Raw genomic sequence first — 25,540 nt, forward strand, 5'->3', positions numbered from 1 at the left:
TAATAAATTACGGTTTTAGTTTTAACAAGACACTTTGGTGCGCCGAAAGGCTTTGGTCAATAGAGCCGGAAAATTTACCAAGTTCTTCACCCGACCACATATTGAATGCAGAGCATTCGCCATCAATACCCAGTTTTGAAAGTTCAACACCTACGATCAACGGTTCTTCGCCATCCGAGATATTGAAAAGTGCCAGGTAGATTTCTCCGGTATTTGGATTTTTTGATGTTATGGCTACCATACTTTCGTCCTGAAAAAGTTGTTTTACACCGGTGCTTTCGCGGTGCATTTTCAGCACGTCTTCGTTGGTCAACAACGACAGGGTGAATTCATCGTTACTTGGCAGATCGCCGCCAAACATGAGTGGCGATTTAAAAATTGTAAATAAAGTCATTAACGAATATTGCTCATCCGAAGTCAAACGTGTCATACGATCTTCGCCACGTTCTCCGCGAATTGAAATACGTCCCAGTGGAATCATATCACAATCGGGCCAGGTACCGGGAGCAATTTGCGGATACCATTGTTCACATACTTTTATCAGGTTATCGAAATGATGCCAGGTGTCCCAAACATCATCAACCATACGCCACATGTTGGCATGTTCTTTTACATGGTCGGCAGCTGTAATGGGTGTTGCACCGGGCGATGTACTTAAAACGATCGGCCGGCCACAGTTGTCGATGGCGTTTCGGATCAGTTCAATTTCTCCCTGGTGGTAGGGACGCGACAAGTCGTCGATCTTGATAAAATCGACTCCCCATCCGGCATACATATTCATAATTGAGTTGTAATACTCCTGTGCTCCGGGTTGATCGGCAACAATGGTGTAATTATCCCGTAACCAGGGGCACTGCAATTCAGTTGAATAAATCTGATCAGCAGTAATTCCGTCGGTTCCTAAAATCGGTAATTTGTTTTCAACCGCAACTTTCGGGATACCGCGCATAATGTGGATACCAAATTTTAATCCTTTGCCGTGCACATATTCAGCCAGCTCTTTAAAACCCTTGCCATCGGCAGCCGACGGGAAACGATTTACGGCAGGTTGGTAACGGCCGTATTCATCGATTACATAGCGCGGATCGGCTTGGTTGTAACCACCGGCTTTGTCATTCTCAACAAACCAACGAATATCAACCACAATATACTCCCAGCCGTAATCTTTCATATTTTCGGCCATGTAGTCGGCATTGGCTTTTACCTCATGTTCCTCAACGGTTGGTCCGTAACAGTCCCAACTGTTCCAGCCCATTGGTGGTGTTTCGGCCCAGGTTTTAAACTCGCCTTTGGCAAACGGCTCCGCTTGTTTTTGATCGTTACATGCAAATAATGCAAAAATTATTGCGACGGATAGTAGCTTTAATATCTTCATATTTTGATTAGTTTTATTGACAACTCAAACATTTCGTACCTCTAACAAAAGTAAAACAAACTCCAATTTTTGGAGAGGACATTTCTTAGTAATATGTAGACAAATCGGTAAATAACTTGCACATATTCGTTCTCGTGTAAATTTCAGTGAAAATTACATAAGCACTTTATAAATACAGGTATTATTCTTATAAATTGAGCTATTATTATTCCCGCGATGGATTGATGATACCACTTCTGCTTTTACCTTTTTATCCGCAACAAATGAAAACATGAGTTCGGCAAATCCTTCGGAGCAGTAACATAAAATTGATGAGTCCACTCCTTTTTCCCGGTTTACCATTGGGCAAACACAAAAATCCTTGTTTTCGTTGGCTAATAATACACCCGTACTTTTATCATATTCAATCTTCCAAAGCCACTCCTTTTCCAAAAATGAAATAAATTTTTCGATATTACCTTTATAAGGTTTCAGCACTTTTTCCATTTTCAGATGCCGAAAATGCACCTGTGCACAATTTTTCAAAATTTGTTGCGAAGCTTCGGTGTTATCGTCGATACTCTTTAAGAGGGTTGAAATCCACTCCTGCATGAGTAATCTTCCGGAATCGGGTTGTACTTCGGCACGCCCGTCATTTGATATAGCCAGAAAACCACAAAAACAGGATCCCGCCAGACATGTTTTTTTGATAAAATTTCTGCGGCTGTTGTTCTTCTCATTACTCTCCATCGAAATACAATTTTATTATCGCTTAAATCTCCGGGAAAATTGCAGAAGCACTTGATAAATACAGGTATTTTTCTAATGAATAAAGGTAATATTGTTCCCGCGATGGATTGATGATACCACTTCTGCTTTTACCTTTTTATCCGCAACAAATGAAAACATGAGTTCGGCAAATCCTTCGGAGCAGTAACATAAAATTGATGAGTCCACTACATTTTCCCAAGAATAAAAGGATCATATTTCTGCGAAAGGCTATTTTAATCCAGCCAAAGTTCATCGGATATAAGAAAAACAATATCTTATAATTTTCGAGTTTAATCTTTTGGCAAAGGAATACCGTCTTATGAATATACATGTCTGTCAGGCATCAGATAGTTGTCATCCGCAAGAAGAGCAGAATTATTTTGTACTTAATACAATATGAATTAGCTTCGCACAATAAGCTTAATTTTTATAGATTAGGCTTATTGATCTAACAAGAATTTACAACCAACTAAAATGAATTATAACCATGAATAAATATGAATCACGCTCAACCACAGCATTAAAAAGTTTTGTTCTGCTACTCGCACTTTGCCTGAGCATGAACCTGTTTGCGCAAGTCGCACCAAATCCGTTTGCAAAAGCACCTGAGCCAAATGCAACAGTAACCTACAATAATCCAATTCTTCCGGGTTTCTATTCCGATCCGAGTGTTTGCCGTGTTGGCGACGATTATTACCTCATCACAAGTACTTTTGAATACTTCCCGGGAGTACCGGTTTTTCATAGTAAAGACCTTGTAAACTGGGAACAAATCGGTCATTGTATCCACCGGAAAGAACAAATTCCAAACGGGCTGAACATTTTTGCTGCAACGCTGCGTTACCACAACGGAACATTTTATATGATCACTACCAACATTAGCGGCGGAGGAAACTTTTTTGTAAGCGCAACCAATCCGGCAGGTCCGTGGTCCGATCCAATTTGGGTAGATGTTCCGGGTATTGATCCCGATCTGTTTTGGGATGAAGATGGAAAAGCCTACATCATCAGTTCGCCTTTTATTTTGTATGAAGTAGACTTAAAAACCGGAAAATTATCGGAAGGCAAAAAAGTTTGGAACGGAACCGGAGGCAGGTATGCCGAGGGACCACATATTTACAAAAAAGATGGGTGGTATTACCTGATGGCTGCCGAAGGCGGAACCGAGGAAGCACACTCCGAAACCATTGCCCGCAGTAACAGCATTTGGGGCCCCTACACCGACAATCCGGCCAACCCAATTTTAACACAATGTAACGCCGCCGGCCAGGGGAAACCTATTCAGGGAATTGGCCATGCTGATATTATCCAGGCGCACGACAATTCGTGGTGGATCGTTTTCCATGGCTACCGCAATATTTCGGATAAAACGCACCACATTTTAGGTCGCGAAACCTGTCTGGCACCTGCTACCTGGCCCAAAAACGGCTGGCCGGTGGTAAACGGAAACGGAACAGTTGACGTTGAAATGACCTGCCCCACCCTGCCATTAAAACCGGTTGCCGAGTCTCCGGCTAAAATTGAGTTTGATAACAACAACTTGGGCCTAGACTGGAACTATGTTCAGGCACCGGTAGAAAGTAACTTTTCACTTACCGAAAGAAAAGGTTTCCTGCGCTTAAAAGGAGCTGCCGAGACAATCAGTACCAATCATACATCAACCTTTGTGGGACGCCGGCTAAAACACCATTATTTCACGGCAACCACTCAACTTGAGTTCGATCCGAAAAATGAAAATGAGGAGGCCGGGTTGATTTTGCTTAACAACGGTTCGCACTTCGATATAATGATTAGCAAAAAAGGAAACGCCCGAATTCTGACCGTAAAATTGCAGTTTGGACAAACCATTTACACCTCGAAAGAATATACGCTAGAACCGGGTCCGGTAAAACTGCGGGTCAGCGGCGATAAAACCACTTTTACCTTTTCGTTTGCACAGGGTAACGACGAATTTACCCCCGTTGAAACCGCCGATGCCAAATTTCTGGCAACCGAAACAGTTGGCTTCTTTACCGGTATTTATGTTGGTTTATATGCCACCGGAAATGGAAAAGCTTCAAAAGCCTACGCCGATTTCGACTGGTTTGAATACCTGAAGAATTAATTGAAAGCTACTCCTATACAAAATTGTAAACATTGCCTATCATAAATTATTTGTCGCTATTTTTAACGCCAGCAAAAAAAATTGAACTCATGAAAAGAACACTTTTACTTAAAGCAATCATCTTACTGATTGTGGTTACCGGACTGGCACTGCAAACAAAAGCTGCCAGGGTTCAGCACTTAACAACGCATAGCCAATCGATGGATAAAGACATAGAAGTAGTTGTAGTTACTCCGGAAGGTTATTCTGATGATAAATCATACCCGGTTTTGTACCTGCTTCACGGTTATAGCGATAACCAAACCGGTTGGATAACCAAAGTACCTGAAATTAAAAACTATGCCGATCTGTATCAGTTTATTATCGTTTGTCCTGATGGTGCTTTTTCGAGCTGGTATTTTGATAGCCCGATTGACAAAAACATAAAATACGAAACCTACGTATCGCATGAATTGGTTGATTGGGTAGACGACTCGTTTAGCACAATTGATTCGCGCGAAGGACGTGCCATTACCGGATTAAGTATGGGTGGACACGGTGCTTTGTATCTTGCTTTCAGAAACCAGGATATTTATGGCGCAGCAGGTAGCTTGAGTGGCGGAGTTGATATTCGCCCGTTCCCCGATAACTGGGATCTTTCGAAAAGGCTGGGTACTTACGCTGAAAACAAAGACAACTGGGAAGAAAACAGCGTCATCAATCTTGTTTACAAGCTAACGCCCGGATCGCTTGAAATATCAATTGATTGTGGCGTAGGCGACTTCTTTTACGGCGTTAACTGCGACTTGCACGAAAAGCTGCTTGAGCGAAATATTCCACACGATTTTACCACACGGCCCGGCGGACATACCTGGGATTACTGGAAAAACGCTATTGCTTTTCAAAGTGTATTCTTTCACCACTTTTTTGAAAAGGCGAAGTAGTTTAGAATTTATCGCTAATTAAAATTTACGAACCTCACTGATTTATAATTAGATCACCTCGGTTTTGTCTTTTGTTTTATCGGGTATCAAATGCAAAAAAATAGCGTTCGAAAAACATTGTTTCATCTATTTTTAAAACTCAAATTGTAATCTTCTAAGAAATATTCATTTTTGTACTCCTAAAATCAGGACAATGATGGAGCACAATCCAAAATATGAACCACATGCATGTGCCCGATGCGACAGTTTACATACCTGCACCGGAACCTACCACTGCTGGTGCAACCGGGTAGAAATTCCGGAAAATGTGCGCGATTACGTTATGGCCTGTTTCGATGGTTGCCTGTGCCCCGATTGTATTGAGGAATTAAAAAGAACGATTATTTAGGGATTCTATACTCAATTAATCTAAATCCTACAGAAGATTTATTCTTATCCCGCCATTAAATACAAAACCATCAGATGGCGCCCAGATATCAGGGAAAGTTGGCGAATTGTACGGTGGCAAAACCAGCGGCTCATAATTGGTCTGAATTACATCGGTAAAATTCTCAAAATTGATAAATGCCGACAGTCGCTTAAAATGCCGCATTACCATAAATCCCATCATCCAGTAATCAGGTTTTGAGTTGTATTGTTCGTCAAACTGAGTACCTGTATAATACAACTCGTATCCTACCGACCATTTTTCCTCCGTTTCGTACATTAGCGCCAACCCGACATTGTGCTTTGGTGTAAGCGGTTTCTGGTTGTTTATATTATCGTATTGAAGTTTGGTATTGATAAAGGCATAATTAAAATACAGCTTGAAATCGGCATACGAAAGTTTGCCATTGGTTTCAAATCCTGAGCTTAAAATATTGCCGTCGGCATTTTCAAAAAAGTAGGTGTTATCGGGCTGGTTTTCTCTTAAAACAAGTGCATCTTTAAGTTGTGTGATGTAAAAAAGTTGATTAATAGAAAAGGTAACTGCATCGAAAAACACCGTTTTATAATTCAAATCAAAGTTCCCACCTACCGACTTTTCGGGATTCATTTCACCACTTGAAATAGGTTGAATATTGCGGAAATACAGTTTTTCGGCATCTTCGGTAAAAATCGATGGCAGTTTATACCCCATTGCACCGCCAATTCGTGAAGAAAATTTCTCGGTGGCTTTAAAAAGCAAAGCAATTCTCGGAAGTACAAACGTACCGTAATCAAAATTGTAATCCGTTCTCAATCCGCCTTCAAACGTAAACTTCGGTCCAAAATCTGTTGTGTTCTGCGCAAAAACACCAAGCGTATTGTGGGTATAATCCCTTTTTTCACTGGCATCAACGTTCGTTTCTTTAAACTGCTCGAAATAATGATTTGCACCCAATTGCCAGTCAGACTTTTCATTTTTGTAAAGGCTGTAATTTATTTCTGAGAAGCCGGATAACTGTTTCCCGGCAAACTGATAATCCGGGATGTTCAACTCTCTGCTAAAATAACTCACACTGTTTTTTACAGCTATACTTCGCACATCGTTTGTATTCTGAATTTTAAACTGTGTAGAATACCGCTCCGATGTATTTTTGTCAGAAAAAACATGTTCCTGAGTTACATTGTGTTTTATCACTTCCATATCACCACCGGTCCGTGTATCGAAAGCCGAGCTGATTCCAAACAATACTTCGGTATTTGAATTGGGGTAGAAATAAAACTTTGGATTCAGGTTATAGGTGGTCGATTTTGGCAGGTTTGAAAATCCATCATCATCCGGGTCGTATGGAACCTGCTTATCTGCCGATCCATAAATGGTAATTCCTGTTTTACTAAATTTTTGCGCATAGAAAAAATTAGCTGTCGATCCCAAAGCGCTGGTTTGATTCAACATGAGGCTTAGCTCCGGTTTATCTTCTGGAGTAATGGAAACAAGATTCACCAGCCCGGCAATTGCACCACCACCATAAAGCGTTGAATTACTTCCTTTTATCAATTCCACCTGTTTTAAATCGAGCGGAGGAATCTGCATAATGGATAAGCCGCCTGCAAACCCGCCATATAAAGGAAATCCGTCTTTTAATATTTGCGTGTATCGGCCGTCCAGACCCTGAATCCGGATACTCATATTTCCCGAACTCAGCGATGTTTGCTGCATTTGTACCCCGGTGGTTTCCTTTAAAAGCATTCCGATATTGCTGGAGTTCATGGCAGCTTGTTCGCCTAATTCTTCGCCGGTTATGGCTTCAACACGCGTAGGAATATCTTCGATTGTTCTCGACGATCGGGTGGCAGCCACAATAACCTCTTCCAGTTCCTCTCCTTCTTCCAGTTCAACAGTGATTGATTTCTTATTATCCTGAGGAAAAACCAGGACTACTTTGCTCTTTTCATATCCGATAAAGGATATTACAAACACGGTTTTACCATCGGCTAAATCATTAAATACTGCAATCCCGTTTTCGTGTGAAACCGTTCCGGTTGTTGTTCCTTCAATAACAATATTTGCCCCGGTTAAAATTTCATCGTTCTCATCTTTAACGGTAAAGGTGACCGAATTCTGAGCCAGAGAATTAAAGGCGAATAGAATTGAAATGACTAAGAAAATATTTTTCATATACGTTGCTTACCTAACTTATCCATAAAAGTAAGTCGAAATGGTTATTACAATCCTACAAAGATTTCATTTTATAATTTATGATCGCAGTTTCAGCGATTATTATCTCATAGCTCAAGGGAAAAACTTCACAATAATTCCTGGAAAAGGCTTCATGATGTTGTTTAGAATGCTACCAAAAAAAGGAAGAACCAGATAACTTCTGATTCTTCCTCTCTTAAAATTTGGTTTTTAGATGGAACTAAATTGGAGAAATTACTTTAACGATTTAAACAATTCCATTTATAGAATTTAAATATCTGGATTTCAACGCTACACGTTTCCTTTTTTTGACAACTTTACCAAATGCTATTTATTCCTGTACACTTCGCGTTCACCAAAGTAAGTGACTGCCCTTCGGCAAAAACTTTCAGTTTGCTGAAAGGTTGAGAATTAAAAAAGATCTCTGTCATTACCAGATCTCCGCCATCTACAAAAATTTCGGCAGATGCGGCGTCCACAAAAATTTCAAGTTTTACGGTTGATCCAATTTTGTATGGAGCCACCGATATTCCGGAAAACTGATCAGAAAAGCTCATGTCTCCTGATTGGGTTCTATCAAACTGAAACTGCTCTGCCGATGCAGAATAGCTGAGTGTGACATTTTCGCCCAATTCATTTTCCAGCAGAATCCCAAATGATTCGGGAAGTGTTTCTCCCATTTCAAACTCCAGCGACAAGCGACTCTGATTCAAAGTCAAACCTTCTATATCCAGCTCCTTAACTCCCGAAATTTTCAGCGCTTCATCACTATTCACTGTTGCTGAATTAGCTGTGATCAGCTCAGCCTCTTTTACCGGGCTCGACTTTAAAACGTATTGCTCCTTCTTTTTAATCAGCGAAAGCGTGCGGGGTAAAGTCATTGCACTGCGCCATTTCTCTGTTGGTACAAGCTGTGCATACGCCCAGTTACTCATCCAGCCCAGGAAAATCCGACGACCGTCTTCTTTTGGCACATCCGACCAGGTAACACCGGCGTAATTATCGCGCCCCCAATCTACCCAATTGGTATCTTTTGAGTCGGCAGAAAATTCATGTCCATCAAAATCACCTAAAAAGTATTGGGTTCCCGAGCCACCATTTGGCCCGCCGGGGTTGATATTCACGATCAACACCCATTTTGTTTCGTCGGTTCCTTCAACCTGCAGCGGGAATAAATCGGGGCACTCCCAAACCCCATCGTGTGTTCCGGCATCAATACCAAAATCGCTTTCGTGTTTCCAGTTTTTTAAATCATCGGAAGTATAAATCTGAACGTGGTCGTGTGCAGAAAGTACAAGGTTCCACTTTTGAATTTCTTCATTCCAAATCACATTCGGATCCCTAAAATCGCGGTTCCCATCATTTGGAATCACCGGATTTCCCTCATATTTTGTCCAGCTTCGCCCTTTATCCAAACTGTAAGCAATGGCCTGCGATTCCACATCAACACCACCGGCCTTTGCAATTTCAGGATTATGATAGGTGAAAATTGCTATTAACGGCGGATTTTCAGCCGAACCAAATCCAGAGGTATTGTTCCAGTCAACCACTGCGCTACCGGAGAAAATATACCCCAAACTGTCGGGATATAGAGCAATGGGCATGTGTTGCCAATGCACCAAATCGGTACTAATTGCATGTCCCCAATGCATAGGGCCCCAAACTGTACTATCAGGATAATATTGATAGAACAGGTGATATTCTCCTTCGTAATAGACCATTCCATTTGGGTCGTTCATCCATGCCGAATCCGGCGAAAAATGGAATTGCGGACGGTATTTTTCGGTGTATGGTTTTGTCGTTTCTTCGGCTTCTGTTGTTTTAGTAGGACCGGAAGAACAGGCCACCGCATACAACAGTAAAATTGCAGCCAGAAAATTGAAATACTTATGGTTCATCTCTATTCGTTTAAATGGTTTATTTATCGTTTTATTTGAACTAAAATTCAGTAATTGTTCCTTCCAATAACTTAACGGTTCCTGTCTCGCTAAATAAGCTCAGCTGCACGTTTTCTGCATTAAAAGAAAACTTTCGCGAAACAGAAATCAGTCCGTTAATGGCAAATAGTTCGGCCGAGTTCCTGTCAATAATAAGCGTCATATCCAGTTCTGGCTCGTTGGTTACATAAGGTGCATAGTAGAAACCATCCCAACTATCGGGGAAATCGCGTTGTATAGAGGGGTCAGCTATGTAAAAATATCTTCGCTCGGCCTGATAACCCAGGATCAGCTCCTTGCCTTCGTTTGTAGTAATTTTAACACCAAAAGATTCCGCCATACCCAGGTATAAACGGCTATTAACATCGTATGTCAGGTCGATCCGGATTGGCAAATCCAGGTTCTTTTCGATTGATTTGCCATCGCTTAATTCAGTTTCGTTAATTGTTTCTGTTGCTGGTTTTTCAATGGCTGTTACAGGTTCTGCAAATAAATAATAATCGTAAAATTTTTCTTTTAAAGTTAATTGGCGGGCTAGCGAGAATTCGGCTGAGGGATTAGTTGGAATATTGAATTTTTCGTAGATCGAATTGTATAATGTTCCTATTAAAACAGGCTTTTTGTTTACGATCCGGTAATCGGATAAAACAACTGCCTGGTAAAGATCGCTTCCGTGATCGATCCATTTGGGTTTATTGTGCGAGGCCTGGTAAACAAAGCCATCGAAACTTCCAATAAAATACTGAACACCGCTGCCCTCATTTGGCGAGCCGCTATCGGCACTGATAAAAAGTACCCACTTCGTTTCGTTGGTTTCCGTAATCTCCATCGGAAAAAAATCGATGCTTGTCCACGATCCAGATTTTGGCACAACCTCATCACCAAACCGGCTTAGGTACTCCCAGTTTTTCAAATCTATGGATGAATAAAAACGCACTTCATATCCTGAAAGTGTTACCAGGATCCAGGTCTGGGTTTCATCGTTCCAAAATACTTTCAGGTCCTGAATGGGCTCGTAAAAATCAGCGAGCGAAATCGTGTTTTCTGTGTCTTGTTTCCATGTAGAGCCATTGTCGATGCTGTATAAAAGTGATAATTCTCCAAATTGATCAGCTACTGTTCCGAAAGCAATTAATGCAGAAGCTTCTGCACTATAAGCTGTTGTTTGATTCCAATCCGCAACAATGGTTTTTATGTTATGAATTCCGGCTTCTTCCGACTCAAAACTTATTGCTTTAGTGCTCCAGTTTACCAGGTCATTACTTTCAGCCTGTCCACACTTCTTTTCACCGTTAACCGTGTAATTGAAAAACAAGTGATAACTGTTTTCAGCATAAATTAAGGCTATAGGATTCTGGAGTATCGAATCTTCCGGGTTGAAATGCAGGGAAACAGCAGCTTTCTGTTCTTTATTTCCTGTGCACCCCCAGAAAACAACCAAAATCAGCAATAAAATTGAAGCCGGAATTTTCATAGGTAAACTGTTTTGATTAGTAAAGTTACGAAAACAGATCATGGTTGGAAGAATGTCTTCCAACCATGATCTTTTCTATTTATTAATACCCAACATTTTGTTCGTACAAACCTTTTGTAAAGTCTATCTCACGCTGCGGAATCGGGAAATATTCGTCCCTTCCGGCAGTAAATTGAGCATCATTCAAGAAATCTTTTCTTGTTTTCTCTTTTTCCAGGTAAGCATTCAAAGTTGGTTCTGCAATTCCCCAACGTACCAGGTCGAAAAAGCGAGGGCTCTCCAAAGCAAACTCCAAACGACGCTCCCACTGTAAAGCTTTTCGTGCGTTATCCTGTGTCCAGGCTAAATTCGATCCGTCGTATTCCGAGATCATATAATTTGATGGAGCAGTACCATCGGCAAAACGCGTTCTGCTGGTACTTTCAGAGGCACGTTTACGAACCTGGTTGATCAGCGGACGGGCCATATCTTGCTGTCCCAGTTCGATGTAAGCTTCAGCCTGCATTAACAATACATCGGCATAACGAATGATATCGATGTTTTTTGAAACGCCCATAAACGGACCTTGCTTTTTGTAGCAGGAACAATCGGCAGCCTGCTGCTCTTTCATACTTTGGAAGTAACCATAAACTCCCGGATCGCGCACCCAACTGTTGCTGAAAATGTAGGATTCCTCGTTACGGTATTTGTACGGGTGACCGTCGATACCAATGGAGTGGTCGATACGCGGGTCAACAGGTACTCCATCAGGAGTAATATCGGCTGCACTCAGTTCAACATCGTTAAACGTGTCGAACTTTGGTAAACCATTCTCATCGGTAGCAAAAGCATTCACCATATTCTGGCTTGGCTGATGGAAACCGCAACATCCGTATTGTGGAGCTCCGTGTGGATAATTCAAACCATTCTCGAAGTTCAAACGTCCAGATGTTGTTCCGTCGCTGATTGAAAACTGAATAGCAAAAACTGATTCAGGGCCATTATCGTAGCCCCCCGTAAAGTTTTCACCAAAATCAGCCTGCAAACTGTACTGTCCGGATGCAATAACCATTTCGCACAGGTTAACAACTTCCTGCATACGGCTTTGGTTAATGTTTACAACCTGGTTATTTTCATCCTGCTCGTAAGCCTGGTATAATCTCAGTTTTGCAAGGTAAGCGGCAGCAGCATATTTATTGGCTCTACCTACCTGCGATTGTGATTCGGGAAGATTATTCATTGCAAATTCAAAGTCTTCAGCGATTTTATTCCATAGTTCATCGTTTGAATATTCGCGGTTTGACGTTTGAAGAATCTCCTCGTTGCTCAGACTTTCATCGATATACGGAACATATTTGAACAACACTTTCAGCATAAAATGCGAATGTCCACGAAGGAAACGTGCTTCAGCAATCCTTGTCTGACGCAGCGCAAATTCTTCGTCGGTTAGCTCATTCAAGGTGCGCAATGCCGAGTTGGCACGCGAAATAGCACGGTAATAGTTTTCCCAGGTGTAAGGTAAACCGGCCAACCAACTCTGGAATGGTTGAGTAAGGTTGTATTGCTCGTAAAAGTTGTAAGGTTCAACATCGGAAACACCACCGCCTCCTTTGTAAGCATCGTCAGAGCGCACACTACCATAAACCCACATACTTGCTATTGGGCCAATCATATCGTTGTTTCCAATTCCGGCGTAAGCCGCGGTAACTAAACCTTCAGCGCCTTCGGCCGTTGGGCTTCCGGCTGAAATGAACCCTTGCGGCTCAGTTTCCAGGTAATTATCGCACGAGACAGCCAACAGGCTTATCAGTGCAACTATATATGTCTTTATATTTTTCATGATATCTTAAGTTTTATTGATTAGAATGAAACATTTACACCTACAGAGAAAGTTCTCGGAATAGGAATGGTATTAATATCTGTACGTTCCGGATCCGGCCCCTGAAATTCGTTGCTCTGAATCCAAAACAGGTTTTCGGCCATCAGGTAAAAGCGAACCTTATCCATGCCAACTTTATCCAATGTATTTTTTGGCAAGGAGTAACCAAGCTGGATGTTACGCAGTTTGAAATAAGACGCGTTTACATTCAAATAGCTTGAAGTACGCGTTTCATTATTGCTATCTGACAATGTTAATGCAGGAACATCTGAATCCGGATTTTGGGTAGTCCAGGCTCTGAAAACACCAGGTCCTACGTTATCGCGACCACGAATAAAATCGTTATAGTAAGTATAAGGATCATAACCGGTTTTTCCGGCAACACCCGATCCGAAAACCGACAAATCGAAGTCTTTGTAATTCACATCAATTCTTAAACTGTATTCCAGTTTTGGAAGCAGTGTTCCAAGGAATTTCTGGTCGAGCGAGTTAATTACACCATCATCATTCAAATCAGCCCAGCGAATACGCCCCGGAGCAGCACCAACCTGGCTGGCATGTGCATCAACTTCTCCCTGGTTTTTAAAAATACCATCAGCAACGTAGCCAAAAATCGAAAGTTCTGAATGCCCAAGAACTGTTTGCTCCGAGTTACCGGGATAAGCTGTTCTAACTTCTTCAGGAAGTTCAGTGATTTTATCCGCAAAGTGGCTGGCACTACCTGCAATCTCGTATGATAAGTCGCTGTTCACTTGTTTTCGGTAGCTCAACGCAAATTCCCAACCTGTGTTTTTCTTGGTTGCACCGTTCAGGAACTGCAGTTGTCCTTCACCTAAAGCCGAAGCTACGGGTGGCTGAATCAAAATATCGGTTGTTTTACGTGTATACCAATCGAATGCTCCTACCAGCTTACTATCGAAAAATCCGAAATCGATACCCAGGTTCAATTCATCTGTTGTTTCCCATTTCAAGGCAGGGTTTCCGGCTTGCACCGATACAAAACCCGAAGGCAGGTTTCCTGAATCCTGACCATCTAAAGCATAAGCTGAACCCACATTCCAGTAGTCATCAAAAAAGTCGTTGTGGAATATGGCATCAACCTGGTTGGCTACAGCACCGTAACGAGGTTCGAATAATCCGAGGCTGGCAAAATCACCAACATCCTGGTTACCAACACGACCAACACCCGCGCGGAATTTCAGGTTTGAAAGCTTTTCCATATCTGCCATAAATGATTCCTGGCTCAAACGCCATCCAAAAGTAGCTGCAGGGAAGAAACCGTAACGATTATCGGCACCGAATCGTGATGAACCATCGCGACGTAATGTTAAAGAAGCCAGAAAACGCTCGTCGTAGTTATAATCGATTTTACCGAATTGAGAGAATAAACGGCTGCTTGTGGCAGTTCCAAAACTATTTCCATTGCTGGTTCCCGCGCTCAACACAAAGAAGTCTTCTGTTTGTGTTGAAAATCCTTCTTTGTAACCTCTGAAGTCCTGGAAATTATCGCTGACGGCTTCAATTCCAAACAAGAAGTTAAATTTACTTTTGTCTAAACTCAGTTGATATTGTGCTGTATTCGACCAGGTTATGCTGGTAAAATCGCTGTTATAGATACTTAAATTGTTAACCGATCGTGCAATAAAACCATTGCTAAAAGCAGGTTCAATATCTTTGTCTTTAACCATCGAGTAGTCAATACCGAGCGTTGTACGCAGTACAAGATTTTTTACCGGCTGAATTTCAGCAAACACACTACCAAACAAATACCTGCGGTTGGTGTTGTCCCAGCGGTTGATATCCTGCATCATTACCGGGTTGTTACGGTCGGAATAACCTGATCCAAGAGGGCCACCATAATTTCCGTTTGAATCGTACAAGGGGATTGTTGGAGCTAAAGTAATTGCCAGTCCCGGAGTTGGAGAGCTACCAAGATCGGGCGTTTCCAAAGTTTCGTTCGACGACACCACCTGTGCATTGATTCCAAACTTCACTCTATTATCCAACATGCTGGTTTGTCCGTTAATACGGGCCGTAATCCGGTCGTAGTTGGTGAATTTCATCATACCGGTATTTTTAATGTAACCAATATTCATCAATACCGACGATTTTTCAGTTCCTCCGGAAACAGTCAGGTCGTTATTGATTACAAAACCGGTTTCGTAAGTTGCATCCTGCCAATCGGTATCGCCAGCAGGAACATTGGTATCTCCACCAACATAAGGCTGAACGCCTACACTATTCAGTACCGGATTGTTATAATCACCGTTCCAGTCGAAGTTGTAAATTTCGCCGTATCCGCTTGCTGGATCAACGCCGTCGTTTACCGATGCCTGCCACAGGGCCCGCCCACGATCAACGGCATTTAACATATCATAACGTTGCGATTTTTCGCTTTGAACCGAAAAGTTAGAGTTAAACTGAACATTCACTTCACCTTTTTTATCCGATCCGTTTTTGGTGGTAACAATTACAACACCGTTTGATGCACGTGCCCCGTAAATTGAAGAAGCCGAAGCATCTTTCAGCACCTGAACAGAAACGATTGAACCGGCACTTAGCCCCTGGAATACCTCTGGTCTTTTGGTTGGTACTCCATCGATGATATACAAGGGATTGTTATCTCCCAGCGTGTTTACTCCACGAATAAGAATTCGGCTGCTGGTGGCACTTGGAGTACCGGTTTTTTCAATATAAAGTCCCGGAACATGTCCCTGCAATGCCTGCATCGGGTTACCCGAACTTAAACTCACATTTTCGATAGCGTCCATTTCTACCACCTCAACCGCACCGGTTAAATCGGCTTTTCGCTGAACGCTATAACCAACGGCTACAACTTCTGCCAAACCAATGGTTTCTTCCTCCATTGCAATATTAATGGAGGTTCTGCCTGCTACTGCAATTTCCTGTGATTTCATGCCAATAAAAGAAATCTGCAGTACTGCATCGGCACCCGCTACCTCAATGGTGTAAACACCATCAATATCAGTAATGGTACCGTTCGTTGTTCCTTTTTCAACAATTGTTACACCTGGCAAGGCCATGCCCGAGGCGTCTTTCACAGTACCCGAAACCGAAATTTCCTGGGCAAACGCGATTGTTGAAAACAAACTAAGCAGAATGACAAACATTCCCTTAGTCGCATTTTTAAGTTTGATTCTTTTTACCATAATCAGATTAGTTTAATTAATTTGAATGTTATTTCTTTCGATAGTTGGTTGGTCAGTCAATAAGATCTTTTCAATCTCCCCCATGTCGTATTTTGGTGTAGCACCGGCTTTTGATGCCACAAAAGCTCCGGTAGCACAGGCAAAAGCCAGCGCTTCGGCAGGTTCCTTTTTATTGAGGAGGGAAGCAATTAGCCCGGCAAGAAATGCATCGCCGGCGCCAACGGTATCAACAGCATTTACTTTAAATCCGGGGTGTTCGTAGAATTTGCCATTGCAGTACAACAAAGCTCCTTTTTCGCCTTTGGTTACACACAACATTTTAATGTTGTAATGTTTTACAAACCATTCAATAAGGCTGTGTTCATCAGTACCCGACAGCTTGTGCCATGCTGCAAAAACATTTAGTTCGTCATCGTTTAATTTTACGATATCCGATTTCTCCAGAAGCTTTTCAACTACTTCCTGAGAATCATAAGGTTTGCGAAAATTTACATCGATCAGTTTCACTCCATCGTAATCCAGCAGGTTCATTAGCGTTTCACGGGTTAAAGGGTTGCGCGAAGCCAGTGATCCGTAAATCAGCAAACCTGCCTGCCCGGCTTTTTTCATTAGCGAATCAGTTAGTTGAATATTATCCCAGGCTACGGGTTCACAAATTTCGTAAGTAGCGTTGTTGTTTTCATCCAAATGCACCAGTACTTCACTGGTGGGCAAATTGTCATCGGTTTGAATGTATGCGGTAGACATACCTGAATCTTCAAGGAATTTTTTTAGCTCTGCTCCCGGTTCGTCATTCCCCACACTGCTGGCAATAGTAGCATCCAAACCGATAGCACTGAGGTGAAGCGCCACGTTCATGGGTGCACCACCGGCTTTTGCGCCCGATGGCAGACGATCCCAAAGCACCTCGCCAAAACACAATATTTCGTTGTTTCTAATGTCCATGTTTGTTTAGTATTATTTGATTCGTGATTTCATATCCTGTTGAATTTCCTCCAGCGACTTGCCTTTGGTTTCGGGAAGAACTTTCCAGGCAAAGAAGAAGTGCAACACCATCATTGCAGCGAAAAAGCCAAAGGAAATACCGCCACCAACGGTGTTATTCAATACCGGGAATCCCCAAATAAGAGCTGCGGCAAAAATCCAGTGGGTAAAACTTCCCAGCGCCTGCCCCTGCGAACGTACTTTGTTGGGGAATATCTCGGAAATAACCACCCAAAGCACGGCTCCCTGCGAGAAAGCAAAAAAAGCGATGAAACCCATCAGGTAAATCATTACACCGTAGCCGCCAAAATCGGAGTAGTTATTGGTAAAAAATGACTTTGAAAGCAGACCAAGAAACAGAACCATTCCTACTGATCCGGCCATAAGAAGTGTTCTTCGCCCGTATTTATCGATAAGGAAAAGTGCCACGAAAGTGAACACCAAATTTGTGGCTCCTACCGAAATAGACTGAAGTAGCGATGCATTGGTACCAAACCCTGCCATTTCGAATACTCGTGGCGCATAAATCATTATGGCATTTATACCCGCCAGCTGATTAAAGGCGGCAATTAAAAAGGCAATCATTATCGGGAACCGGTAAGCTTTTACAAACAATTTTCTGTGCCCCAATGCCTCCTCTTCGTCTACCGATTGTTTTACAATACGTACTTCCTCCGTTGGATTTTCAGCCTTGATACGCTGAAATACAGCTAATGCCTCATCAGTATGTCCCTGGTTTACCAACCAACGCGGACTTTCAGGAACCAGGTTCAGCAATAAAAAGAAGGTTGCCGCAGGAATAGCTTCCACACCGATCATCCAACGCCACGATCCACTTTCGAAAATATTTGCCAAAAGGTAATTTACTGCAAAAGCCAGAAAGATGGCAGTAACCACAAAAAACTGGTTCAGTAAAACCAGCTGCCCGCGCTTTTTTGCCGGCGATATTTCGGCTATAAACATGGGTGTAACCACCGAAATACAACCTAAAAGAACTCCGGTTATAAAACGGCAGGCCAGCAACATACCCCAGTTAATGGCAAATGCACTACCCAAAGTTGATAAGGCAAAAAGACCGGATAATACGATTAATGATTTGCGGCGCCCGAATTTTTCAGCCGGTTTACCTATTATAACAGTACCAACTATGGTGCCCATAATGGCAACAGCAACTGTAAATCCCAGCCAAAAACTATTTAAGTCGAATAAGGTTTCCAGTTGCGAAGTGGTACCCGACATCATAGCAATGTCGTAACCAAAAAGAAAGCCGCCAAGAGCTATTATTATGGCAACTGAAAAAACGTTTTGTGTCTTCATTTCGATATTAGAATTATTGGTTTAAAACTCTGAGTCAAAGGTATGGAGGCACCCTTTCTTCGGCTTTCAAACATGCTACATAATGTTAAAACCATGTAACATTATCAGCCTAAATATTAATCCATTTGTACTTATGTAACATCGATATCAACTATGATACACAATGAAAAATTAATGGCAAATTTCTTTCACGTAATCGTGCGAATTGAGATATTGGTTCTTTGAAATTTATTACTTTCACAAAATTATATTAATCAGACTAAAATATATGACGAAGAAACTATCGATCCTATTTCTATTCGTACTGTTATTCTCCTTCTTTAGTCTTTCGTCAAAAGAAAAATACAAAATTGGATTTTCGCAATGCACCACAGGCGATGACTGGCGCAAATCGATGCACCGCGAAATGATGATAGAACTGGCCTTTTTCCCCGATTTTGAACTGGTTATAAAAGATGCCAACGACAATAGCGACCAACAAATAAACGACATCAGGCAGTTATTGGAAGAAAAAATTGACCTGTTGATTGTTTCTCCCAACGAATCGGAACCAATAACACCAATTGTTGAAGAGGTATATAATAGCGGAATTCCTGTTATTGTTATCGACAGGCAAATAGCCTCGGAGGCTTATACTGCCTATATTGGCGCAAACAATTATTTAATTGGAAAAGAAGCCGGAGATTATGCGGTAAAATTGTTAAACGGCAAAGGTAAAATCGTTGAAATTACCGGGTTGCAAGGATCCTCGCCTGCAATTAACAGGCACAATGGTTTTATGGAAGTGATTTCGCAATATCCCGAAATTGAACTGGTTGCATCGGAATCGGGCAAGTGGAATTACAGCGACAGTAAAACGGTAATGCAAAATTTCGTTAACCAAAAACTGAACTTCGATCTCATTTTCTCGCATAACGACAGGATTGCCAGAGCAGCCTACGAAGTAATTGCCGCCAATAATATCAGCGATAAATTTATCCTGGGTATCGATGGATTATTAGGAGATGACGGTGGAATAGAAGATGTGATCGATGGTAAAATTGATGCTACTTTTCTTTATCCTACAGGTGGAGCCGAAGCCATTCAACTGGCTGATAAAATTCTAAACAAACAGCCTTTTGAGCGTATCAACATTCTTGAAACCGTGGTTATTGATAACAACAATGCCAAGATATTAAAACTTCAATACGAGGCTGTTGACGACCTGCAGGGAAAAATTGAAAACCAAAAATCTGTTCTTGAAAACCAGATTGCCCGCTTTAAAAGTCAACGGAGCTTTTTAATCGTTGTACTGGTTTTACTGGCAGCTATTGTTATTTTGGTTATTCAAACCTTCAGAGCTTACCAGAACAAACGTGCGGCCAACGAAAAACTGGAGCATCAAAAACTAGAAATAGAAAAAAGAAACCGGGAAATTATAAAACAAAGAGACCAACTTATTGAAGTTTCGGAAAAACTGGAAGAGGCTACACAAACCAAACTTCGTTTTTTTACCAATATGTCGCATGAGTTCAGAACGCCGCTTACGCTCATCATTGGTCCGCTAGAGGATATGATCGAATCAACAGATATTCCGGAGCGTTTTAAGAAGCAGGTTTCCATGATGCACCAGAATTCACTTCGCCTGTTGCACATGATTAATCAACTGATGGATTTCAGGAAAATAGAAAACAATAAAATGCAGTTGCAGGCCGCCAGTTACGACATTGTTGGTTTTCTGAAAGAAATTGTGATGCCCTTTTATGATCTGGCGGAGAAGAAGCATATCTCTCTTGTTTTTGAAGCTGAAAAAAACCATTTAAATGCCTGGTTCGACATGAATAAACTTGATAAAGTTATATTCAACCTGCTCTCAAATGCCATTAAATTCACACCAGTTAATGGCACTATACGAATCACGCTAAAAGTAATTAAACCTTTAACACAGAAGATTTGGGATGAAGAAGTGGAAATTAAAGTTTCCGACAACGGTAACGGAATTCCAACGGATCAGATAGAGCATATTTTTGATCGTTTTTTCCAGGCAGAAAGCTCACACGGCTTTATGGGAACAGGTTTGGGACTTTCGCTTTCGAAAGAATTTGTCGATCTGCACCACGGAGAGATCGAGGTTAAAAGCAACATTGGAGAAGGAACAACTTTTACTATTCATTTGCCACTTGGAAATACCCATCTTAGCGCATCCGAAAAAATTGAAACACCTGTAAACGATACGAAAAAGAAGCAGATTCAACGAAACAACGAAATTCATATCAATCCGGTTTTAAATACCGGAGAAAAGAATATTGAAATAAATTTTGAGGAAAAACCGACACTTCTTTTGGTTGAAGACGAGAACGATGTTCGCGAATATATAAAAGACAGTTTGCAAGATCATTATCATATTCTGGAAGCAGAAAATGGAAAGCTGGCACTGGAAATCATCCGTGATGATGAACCCGACCTTATTGTGAGCGATATTATGATGCCCGAAATGGATGGGCTGGAGCTTACCCGCACCTTAAAAACCGATTTAAAAACCTGCCATATTCCAATCATTCTTCTTACCGCAAAAGCTTCGCAGGAGCAGAAATTTGAAGGATTGGAAGAAGGAGCCGACTCCTACATTCCGAAACCGTTTAACAGCCGTCATCTGCAAATCAGGGTGAAAAAATTGCTTGAACTGAGAAGGAAAATGCAGGAACGCTACAAAGTTCAGCTACTTATTTCAGAAGACGACAAAGATCTTTCGCGCCTCGATCGGAAGTTTCTGAACAAAATCTCGCAAATAGTGGAAGAACACCGCGACAAGGAGGAGTTTTCGGTGGAAGAACTAAGTCAGATGTTGGGATTATCGCGCGTGCATGTTTACCGGAAAATTAAAAAACTTACAGGAATGTCGGTTAGCGAATTTGTACGCTCAGTAAAATTGAAACTCTCGTTAAACCTGATAAAAAACAGCGGAAAAACCATGGCTGAAATTGCCTACGAAGTTGGTTTTTCATCGCCATCGTATTTCACAAAATGTTTTAAAGACCAGTTTGGAATATCGCCCAGTGAATACGCGAAAAAGTGAACACTTAAGGCACTAATTTTACCGGCTATTTTCTGCGATCTTCCAGCTTTCGCAAACGGCTGCGCAATGCCGACCGGCTGATTCCAAGATATTCGGCAACTGCGGTTTTGGCGCCATCAAAACGTTTCATGGCTTTGGCTACAATTTCTACCTCCAGTTCCTCAATTGAAAAACCCTCTTCGGGGAGCACTACTTCGCCCGGCCGGATGGGAATCCCTTCCACTTTTTCGGGCACACTGGCTGTATTCTCAACAAACAAATGCGCCAGATGCCAGGGTTGAAGCTGCTCATCGTCGAACAACAACACCACGCGTTCAATGGCATTTTGCAGCTCGCGAACATTGCCCGGCCATTCGTATTTTTCCAGGATAGAACCGGCCGGTTTAGAAATAAATTTAAAGGCACGGTTGCGTCGTTGCGAGTACATTTCGAGAAAATACTGTGCCAGCGGTAGAATCTCCTCTGTCTTTTCCCTGAGTGGTTTTAACAGAATATTTCCCGTTTCGATGCGGTAGAACAGATCCGAGCGAAATTTATTCTGGTCGATCAGGGCTTTTAACTTTCGGTTGGTGGCAAAAACAAAACGCACATCCAGTTTTATCAGCTGACTGCCTCCCACGCGGTAAAGTTCGCGCTGCTGCAACACCCGTAAAAGTTTGGCCTGCATTTCCAAAGGCAGTTCGCCAATCTCATCTAAAAATAAGGTGCCACCCTGTGCCTGCTCCATTTTTCCGATATATCCGCCAGCGCGTGCCCCGGTAAAAGCTCCCGGCTCGTACCCAAACAATTCACTTTCAAAAAGTTGCTCCGAGATTGCTGCACAGTTAACCGGAATAAAAGGCCCCGGACTTTCGAGCCCTTCCCCGAAATGGATTAGCCGGGCCACCATTTCCTTGCCGGTACCGGTTTCGCCCTGTATCAGCACCGGGATATCCCTGCTTTTATGAAACTTCAGCGACAGGTCTACCACCTGTTTCATATGTTTGGAGAACACCGCCATTTTGCCCGATTCCTGAATGTCGCGAATGGTATTTTGCAAGGCCCGAATCCGTTGCGTAGATGCATTTACTTCCTTGCCCATCTTTTGTACCGATTCTTTCAGGTCTTTGTTTTCATTGATCAATTGGTAGCGCTCCTGAATCTTGGAAACGGTCATCGCCAGTTCATCGATATTTACAGGCTTTAAAAGGTAATCGGCCGCGCCCAGGCGCAGTGCTTCAATAGAATGGGTAATTTCCGAAAAACCGGTCATGAGGATAACCGCGATTCCGGGGTAATCCTGTTTTACGCGTTTCAGCAATTCCAAACCACTTATTCCGGGCATTTTTATATCCGAAATAATCAATTCGAATTTATCTTTTTGCAGAATTTCCAGGGCCGCCGTTCCGTCTTCGGCATCGGTAACATCCAGCTTCAGGTCTTCCACCAGAAATTCAACAATTGCTTCCCTGCTTAATTGGTCATCTTCAACTACCAGTACTTTCATTTTCAGTGTCTTTAGTAAATGTTATCACAAACCGAACACCATCTCCTTCCCGGTTCTCGTAACGAATGTCGCCATTCATTTTCGTAACAAATGTTTTTACAATGGCCAGTCCCAGTCCCGTTCCGCCTTTGCTTTTTTTGGTTGAATAAAAAGGATCGAACAACTGCTCGCCGATCGAACTTTCAATCCCGGCACCATTGTCTTCCAGAATCAGTTCTATCTGCTTTTCCTTTTTAACGGTACGAACGTTTATTTCCTTTTTTTCGCGTTCCACCTCATCGAGCGCATGAATGGAATTCACCACCAGGTTGATAACCACCTGTTCAATCTGAATTTTATTTCCTTTTAAATACAACTCGCCGGCAGCCAGTTTCTGGGTAGCCACAATGCCGTGATTCCGAATTTGCCGGCGCAGCAAATCGAGCGCATTTTTTACGATCGTGTTTAAATCAACCAGCTGAAGTTCATCCGAATCGGGAACTGGATTAACCCAGTAATTGCGCATGTGGCTTACAATTTCATCGATGCGTTCAGTACCTTTCGAAATGGCTTCCAGTTTGCGAACAATATAACTTCCGGTCTCGGTTCCTTCGCGCCTCATTTTCCGCAGCACGGTATCGGTAGTGATTTTTATGGCGTTAAGCGGCTGGTTAATTTCGTGCGTAATGCCCCCGGTTATTACCCCAATGGAGGCCAAACGCGAAGTACGCTCCATAACACGCACCGCCTCGGCATGTTGTTTCTCCATGCTCAAAAACTGGTTCATCTGGAAGTTCCGCTCCCAGGCGTTGGCAATTACCCGCACCAGTGTTAAAAGCAGGCGTTGTTCGTCCTTTTCCCAAACATGTGGCTCCTGGAAAGCAAAACCGGCCATCCCGTTTATTTTATCCACCACTTTTATCGGAATCAGCATCACCGAACGGATACCCCGATTTTCAAAAAATTGCCTTTCGCCTTCGCTTAGCTCCGAAAGATCGGGGCTTACAATAGTTTCATTTTTAAGAATCCGTGTGATGATATTTTGCATCGCCTCGGTTCGGCTACTGTCCATTTCTTCTATACCTTCTCCTTTTTCCGAAGTCATTGAACCGATTATCTGGCCAATCTTATCGTCTTCGGAAAAACTGTACAAGCTTACTTTTCCCACATGCGTTGACCCCGTAATTGCATTCAAAACCTTATCGATCACTTGTGTGAAATCGTTGGTGGAATTCAGGTAGGTAACGATTTCGGCCATTAGCCGCTGTTGTTTAAATGCCAGCGTTAAATGCTCCTGTTTTAAGAGCAACAACTTCTCGGCCTTTTTACGGCGCTGAACCGACCGGCTTAAAACCAGGATAATAACAAAAGCCACTACCAGCACCAAAAGCACCACTACGATAGTTGTTTTGTTGAGGGAATAAAAATCCATCGGTTTATTGATGATCCGGGCCTCGGCAGGAAGTTTGCTCTTATCGATGTTATACTTTTTCAGCAGATTCTGATCGAACATGTAAAGCCCCTGCAAATCTTCTTTTATGGGAATTTCCGATGTTTTCTCGCCATGCAAAATGCGTAATCCCATTAATGCCGCTTCCTTCCCGTGATCAATACCGCGGATTAGCTTTCCGCCAACGATACCGCGGTTTAAAAAGAACTCCCAGCTGGAATAAACCGGAACTTTTGCATTTTCAGCCACCAGCCTCGATTCTTCTTTGTACGATATAAATTCCTGGTTTTTATCCTTGTTGAAAGTGAGCATCAGGATTAGGTCGGGCGAATTAACACGGGCCACTTCTTCAGCCAGTTCATCAAAACTTACATTATCGATAAAACGAAGTTTGTTTCGGTAATTTTCGGGTAGCGCATCCAGCATCATCCGGTTAATTTTGGCTGTGGTGGTGTACAAATCATTCACCACATAAATGAGCCCCGATCCGGGATGCAGTTTTTCCATGATATCGATGGTTGCCTTAAAATCGGGGCGTTCGGTTATCCCGGTAATCATTCCATCGTTGATATCGCGCTCATCGATTTGCTGGTTAATTCCACAAAAAACAACCGGAATATTCTTGTAAATTTCCTCGCGGTTATCGAGCAAAAATTTCAACGCATCATCGTCGACTGTTATAATCAGATCAAATTGATTTTGTTGCAGACGTTCGCGGTAAAATCGTTCAATCCGAGAAAAATAAAGCGAATCGGTGTATCTTTTTGTATCGAGGTATTCATAAAAAAGCTCCACTTCTTCATCGTGCGCCGACATAATTTCCTGTATTCCGCGCGACACATTATCCGACCAATCCAGCCCCTGGTGATACGAATGCAGCACCAAGATTTTATGCGACGGCTGTTCGTAAGCAAATACCGATACCGTAAAAATCAAAAATAGGGGAAGCAGTAAACAACCGAAGAACATCTTCTTTATTTGTGATTTTTTCATAAGCCTATTCCCGTCCCTAATTTTCTTTTAAGATAAACAATTAAATATAAGTTTTTCTTTCAATCGTAATGAAATAAATC

At 42.2% G+C, this 25,540-nt stretch carries 15 protein-coding genes; 4 read left to right on the plus strand and 11 right to left on the minus strand.

The genetic code is table 11. The features are described 5' to 3' along the window. Nucleotides 1–7: 7 nt before the first annotated feature. On the minus strand, nt 8–1,375 hold the full coding sequence (locus LH29_RS00795; RefSeq protein ID WP_082063363.1) for a glycoside hydrolase family 27 protein: 1,368 nt from the start codon (nt 1,373–1,375) through the stop codon (nt 8–10). Between the two features lie 153 nt (nt 1,376–1,528). Continuing rightward, nucleotides 1,529–2,104, minus strand: coding sequence for a hypothetical protein (locus LH29_RS00800; RefSeq protein ID WP_045025681.1), 576 nt, complete (start codon nt 2,102–2,104; stop codon nt 1,529–1,531). A 508-nt stretch (nt 2,105–2,612) separates the two neighbouring features. On the opposite strand from LH29_RS00800, the gene LH29_RS00805 reads away from it, so the two are divergent. The 3 genes from LH29_RS00805 to LH29_RS00815 all read left to right on the plus strand — a co-directional run bounded on the left by LH29_RS00805 (nt 2,613) and on the right by LH29_RS00815 (nt 5,540). After that, a complete protein-coding gene (locus tag LH29_RS00805) occupies nt 2,613–4,229 on the plus strand; it encodes a glycoside hydrolase family 43 protein (protein WP_082063364.1) in 1,617 nt (538 codons plus the stop codon). Nucleotides 4,230–4,318: 89 nt separating this feature from the next. Then, nucleotides 4,319–5,152, plus strand: coding sequence for an alpha/beta hydrolase (locus tag LH29_RS00810; protein WP_045028379.1), 834 nt, complete (start codon nt 4,319–4,321; stop codon nt 5,150–5,152). 193 nt (nt 5,153–5,345) lie between these two features. Then, entirely contained in the window at nt 5,346–5,540 is a 195-nt protein-coding gene (locus LH29_RS00815; protein WP_045025683.1) for a cysteine-rich CWC family protein, read from the plus strand. Nucleotides 5,541–5,567: 27 nt separating this feature from the next. Here LH29_RS00815 and LH29_RS00820 read toward each other — a convergent pair whose 3' ends face one another. The 7 genes from LH29_RS00820 to LH29_RS00850 all read right to left on the minus strand — a co-directional run bounded on the left by LH29_RS00820 (nt 5,568) and on the right by LH29_RS00850 (nt 18,497). Then, entirely contained in the window at nt 5,568–7,736 is a 2,169-nt protein-coding gene (locus LH29_RS00820; RefSeq protein WP_045025684.1) for a TonB-dependent receptor, read from the minus strand. Between the two features lie 338 nt (nt 7,737–8,074). Continuing rightward, complete coding sequence (locus tag LH29_RS00825) at nt 8,075–9,655, minus strand: glycoside hydrolase family 32 protein (RefSeq protein ID WP_045025685.1); 1,581 nt, start codon at nt 9,653–9,655, stop codon at nt 8,075–8,077. Nucleotides 9,656–9,695: 40 nt separating this feature from the next. Beyond that, nucleotides 9,696–11,168 (minus strand): glycoside hydrolase family 32 protein, encoded by a 1,473-nt coding sequence (locus LH29_RS00830; RefSeq protein WP_045025686.1) that lies wholly within the window; start codon nt 11,166–11,168, stop codon nt 9,696–9,698. An 82-nt stretch (nt 11,169–11,250) separates the two neighbouring features. Beyond that, entirely contained in the window at nt 11,251–12,987 is a 1,737-nt protein-coding gene (locus tag LH29_RS00835; protein WP_045025687.1) for a RagB/SusD family nutrient uptake outer membrane protein, read from the minus strand. Between the two features lie 20 nt (nt 12,988–13,007). Next, a complete protein-coding gene (locus tag LH29_RS00840; protein ID WP_045025688.1) occupies nt 13,008–16,196 on the minus strand; it encodes a SusC/RagA family TonB-linked outer membrane protein in 3,189 nt (1,062 codons plus the stop codon). 12 nt (nt 16,197–16,208) lie between these two features. Further along, the gene (locus tag LH29_RS00845) at nt 16,209–17,141 is read right to left on the minus strand and encodes a carbohydrate kinase family protein (RefSeq protein WP_045025689.1); all 933 of its coding nucleotides are present in this window, start codon (nt 17,139–17,141) and stop codon (nt 16,209–16,211) included. Between the two features lie 12 nt (nt 17,142–17,153). Then, entirely contained in the window at nt 17,154–18,497 is a 1,344-nt protein-coding gene (locus tag LH29_RS00850; protein ID WP_045025690.1) for a sugar porter family MFS transporter, read from the minus strand. A gap of 268 nt (nt 18,498–18,765) precedes the next feature. On the opposite strand from LH29_RS00850, the gene LH29_RS00855 reads away from it, so the two are divergent. Beyond that, entirely contained in the window at nt 18,766–21,552 is a 2,787-nt protein-coding gene (locus tag LH29_RS00855; RefSeq protein ID WP_045025691.1) for a hybrid sensor histidine kinase/response regulator transcription factor, read from the plus strand. Between the two features lie 25 nt (nt 21,553–21,577). Here the strand turns inward: LH29_RS00855 and LH29_RS00860 are convergent, their stop codons facing one another. Together LH29_RS00860 and LH29_RS00865 are read right to left on the minus strand one after the other, a co-directional pair. Beyond that, entirely contained in the window at nt 21,578–23,038 is a 1,461-nt protein-coding gene (locus LH29_RS00860) for a sigma-54-dependent transcriptional regulator (RefSeq protein WP_045025692.1), read from the minus strand. After that, complete coding sequence (locus tag LH29_RS00865; protein WP_045025693.1) at nt 23,019–25,460, minus strand: sensor histidine kinase; 2,442 nt, start codon at nt 25,458–25,460, stop codon at nt 23,019–23,021. The genes LH29_RS00860 and LH29_RS00865 overlap by 20 nt, the downstream gene beginning before the upstream one ends. Nucleotides 25,461–25,540 lie beyond the last annotated feature (80 nt).

The organism is Draconibacterium sediminis, assembly GCF_000949475.1.
In the GTDB taxonomy this organism is placed as follows: Bacteria; Bacteroidota; Bacteroidia; order Bacteroidales; family Prolixibacteraceae; genus Draconibacterium; species Draconibacterium sediminis.

Coding starts and splice junctions, on each gene's coding strand:
- LH29_RS00845 (WP_045025689.1), bottom strand. CDS start 17,141: ATGGACATTAGAAACAACGAAATATTGTGTTTTGGCGAGGTGCTTTGG.
- LH29_RS00805 (WP_082063364.1), top strand. CDS start 2,613: ATGAATAAATATGAATCACGCTCAACCACAGCATTAAAAAGTTTTGTT.
- LH29_RS00855 (WP_045025691.1), top strand. CDS start 18,766: ATGACGAAGAAACTATCGATCCTATTTCTATTCGTACTGTTATTCTCC.
- LH29_RS00800 (WP_045025681.1), bottom strand. CDS start 2,104: ATGGAGAGTAATGAGAAGAACAACAGCCGCAGAAATTTTATCAAAAAA.
- LH29_RS00815 (WP_045025683.1), top strand. CDS start 5,346: ATGATGGAGCACAATCCAAAATATGAACCACATGCATGTGCCCGATGC.
- LH29_RS00825 (WP_045025685.1), bottom strand. CDS start 9,655: ATGAACCATAAGTATTTCAATTTTCTGGCTGCAATTTTACTGTTGTAT.
- LH29_RS00860 (WP_045025692.1), bottom strand. CDS start 23,038: ATGAAAGTACTGGTAGTTGAAGATGACCAATTAAGCAGGGAAGCAATT.
- LH29_RS00850 (WP_045025690.1), bottom strand. CDS start 18,497: ATGAAGACACAAAACGTTTTTTCAGTTGCCATAATAATAGCTCTTGGC.
- LH29_RS00795 (WP_082063363.1), bottom strand. CDS start 1,375: ATGAAGATATTAAAGCTACTATCCGTCGCAATAATTTTTGCATTATTT.
- LH29_RS00865 (WP_045025693.1), bottom strand. CDS start 25,460: ATGAAAAAATCACAAATAAAGAAGATGTTCTTCGGTTGTTTACTGCTT.
- LH29_RS00840 (WP_045025688.1), bottom strand. CDS start 16,196: ATGGTAAAAAGAATCAAACTTAAAAATGCGACTAAGGGAATGTTTGTC.
- LH29_RS00810 (WP_045028379.1), top strand. CDS start 4,319: ATGAAAAGAACACTTTTACTTAAAGCAATCATCTTACTGATTGTGGTT.
- LH29_RS00830 (WP_045025686.1), bottom strand. CDS start 11,168: ATGAAAATTCCGGCTTCAATTTTATTGCTGATTTTGGTTGTTTTCTGG.
- LH29_RS00820 (WP_045025684.1), bottom strand. CDS start 7,736: ATGAAAAATATTTTCTTAGTCATTTCAATTCTATTCGCCTTTAATTCT.
- LH29_RS00835 (WP_045025687.1), bottom strand. CDS start 12,987: ATGAAAAATATAAAGACATATATAGTTGCACTGATAAGCCTGTTGGCT.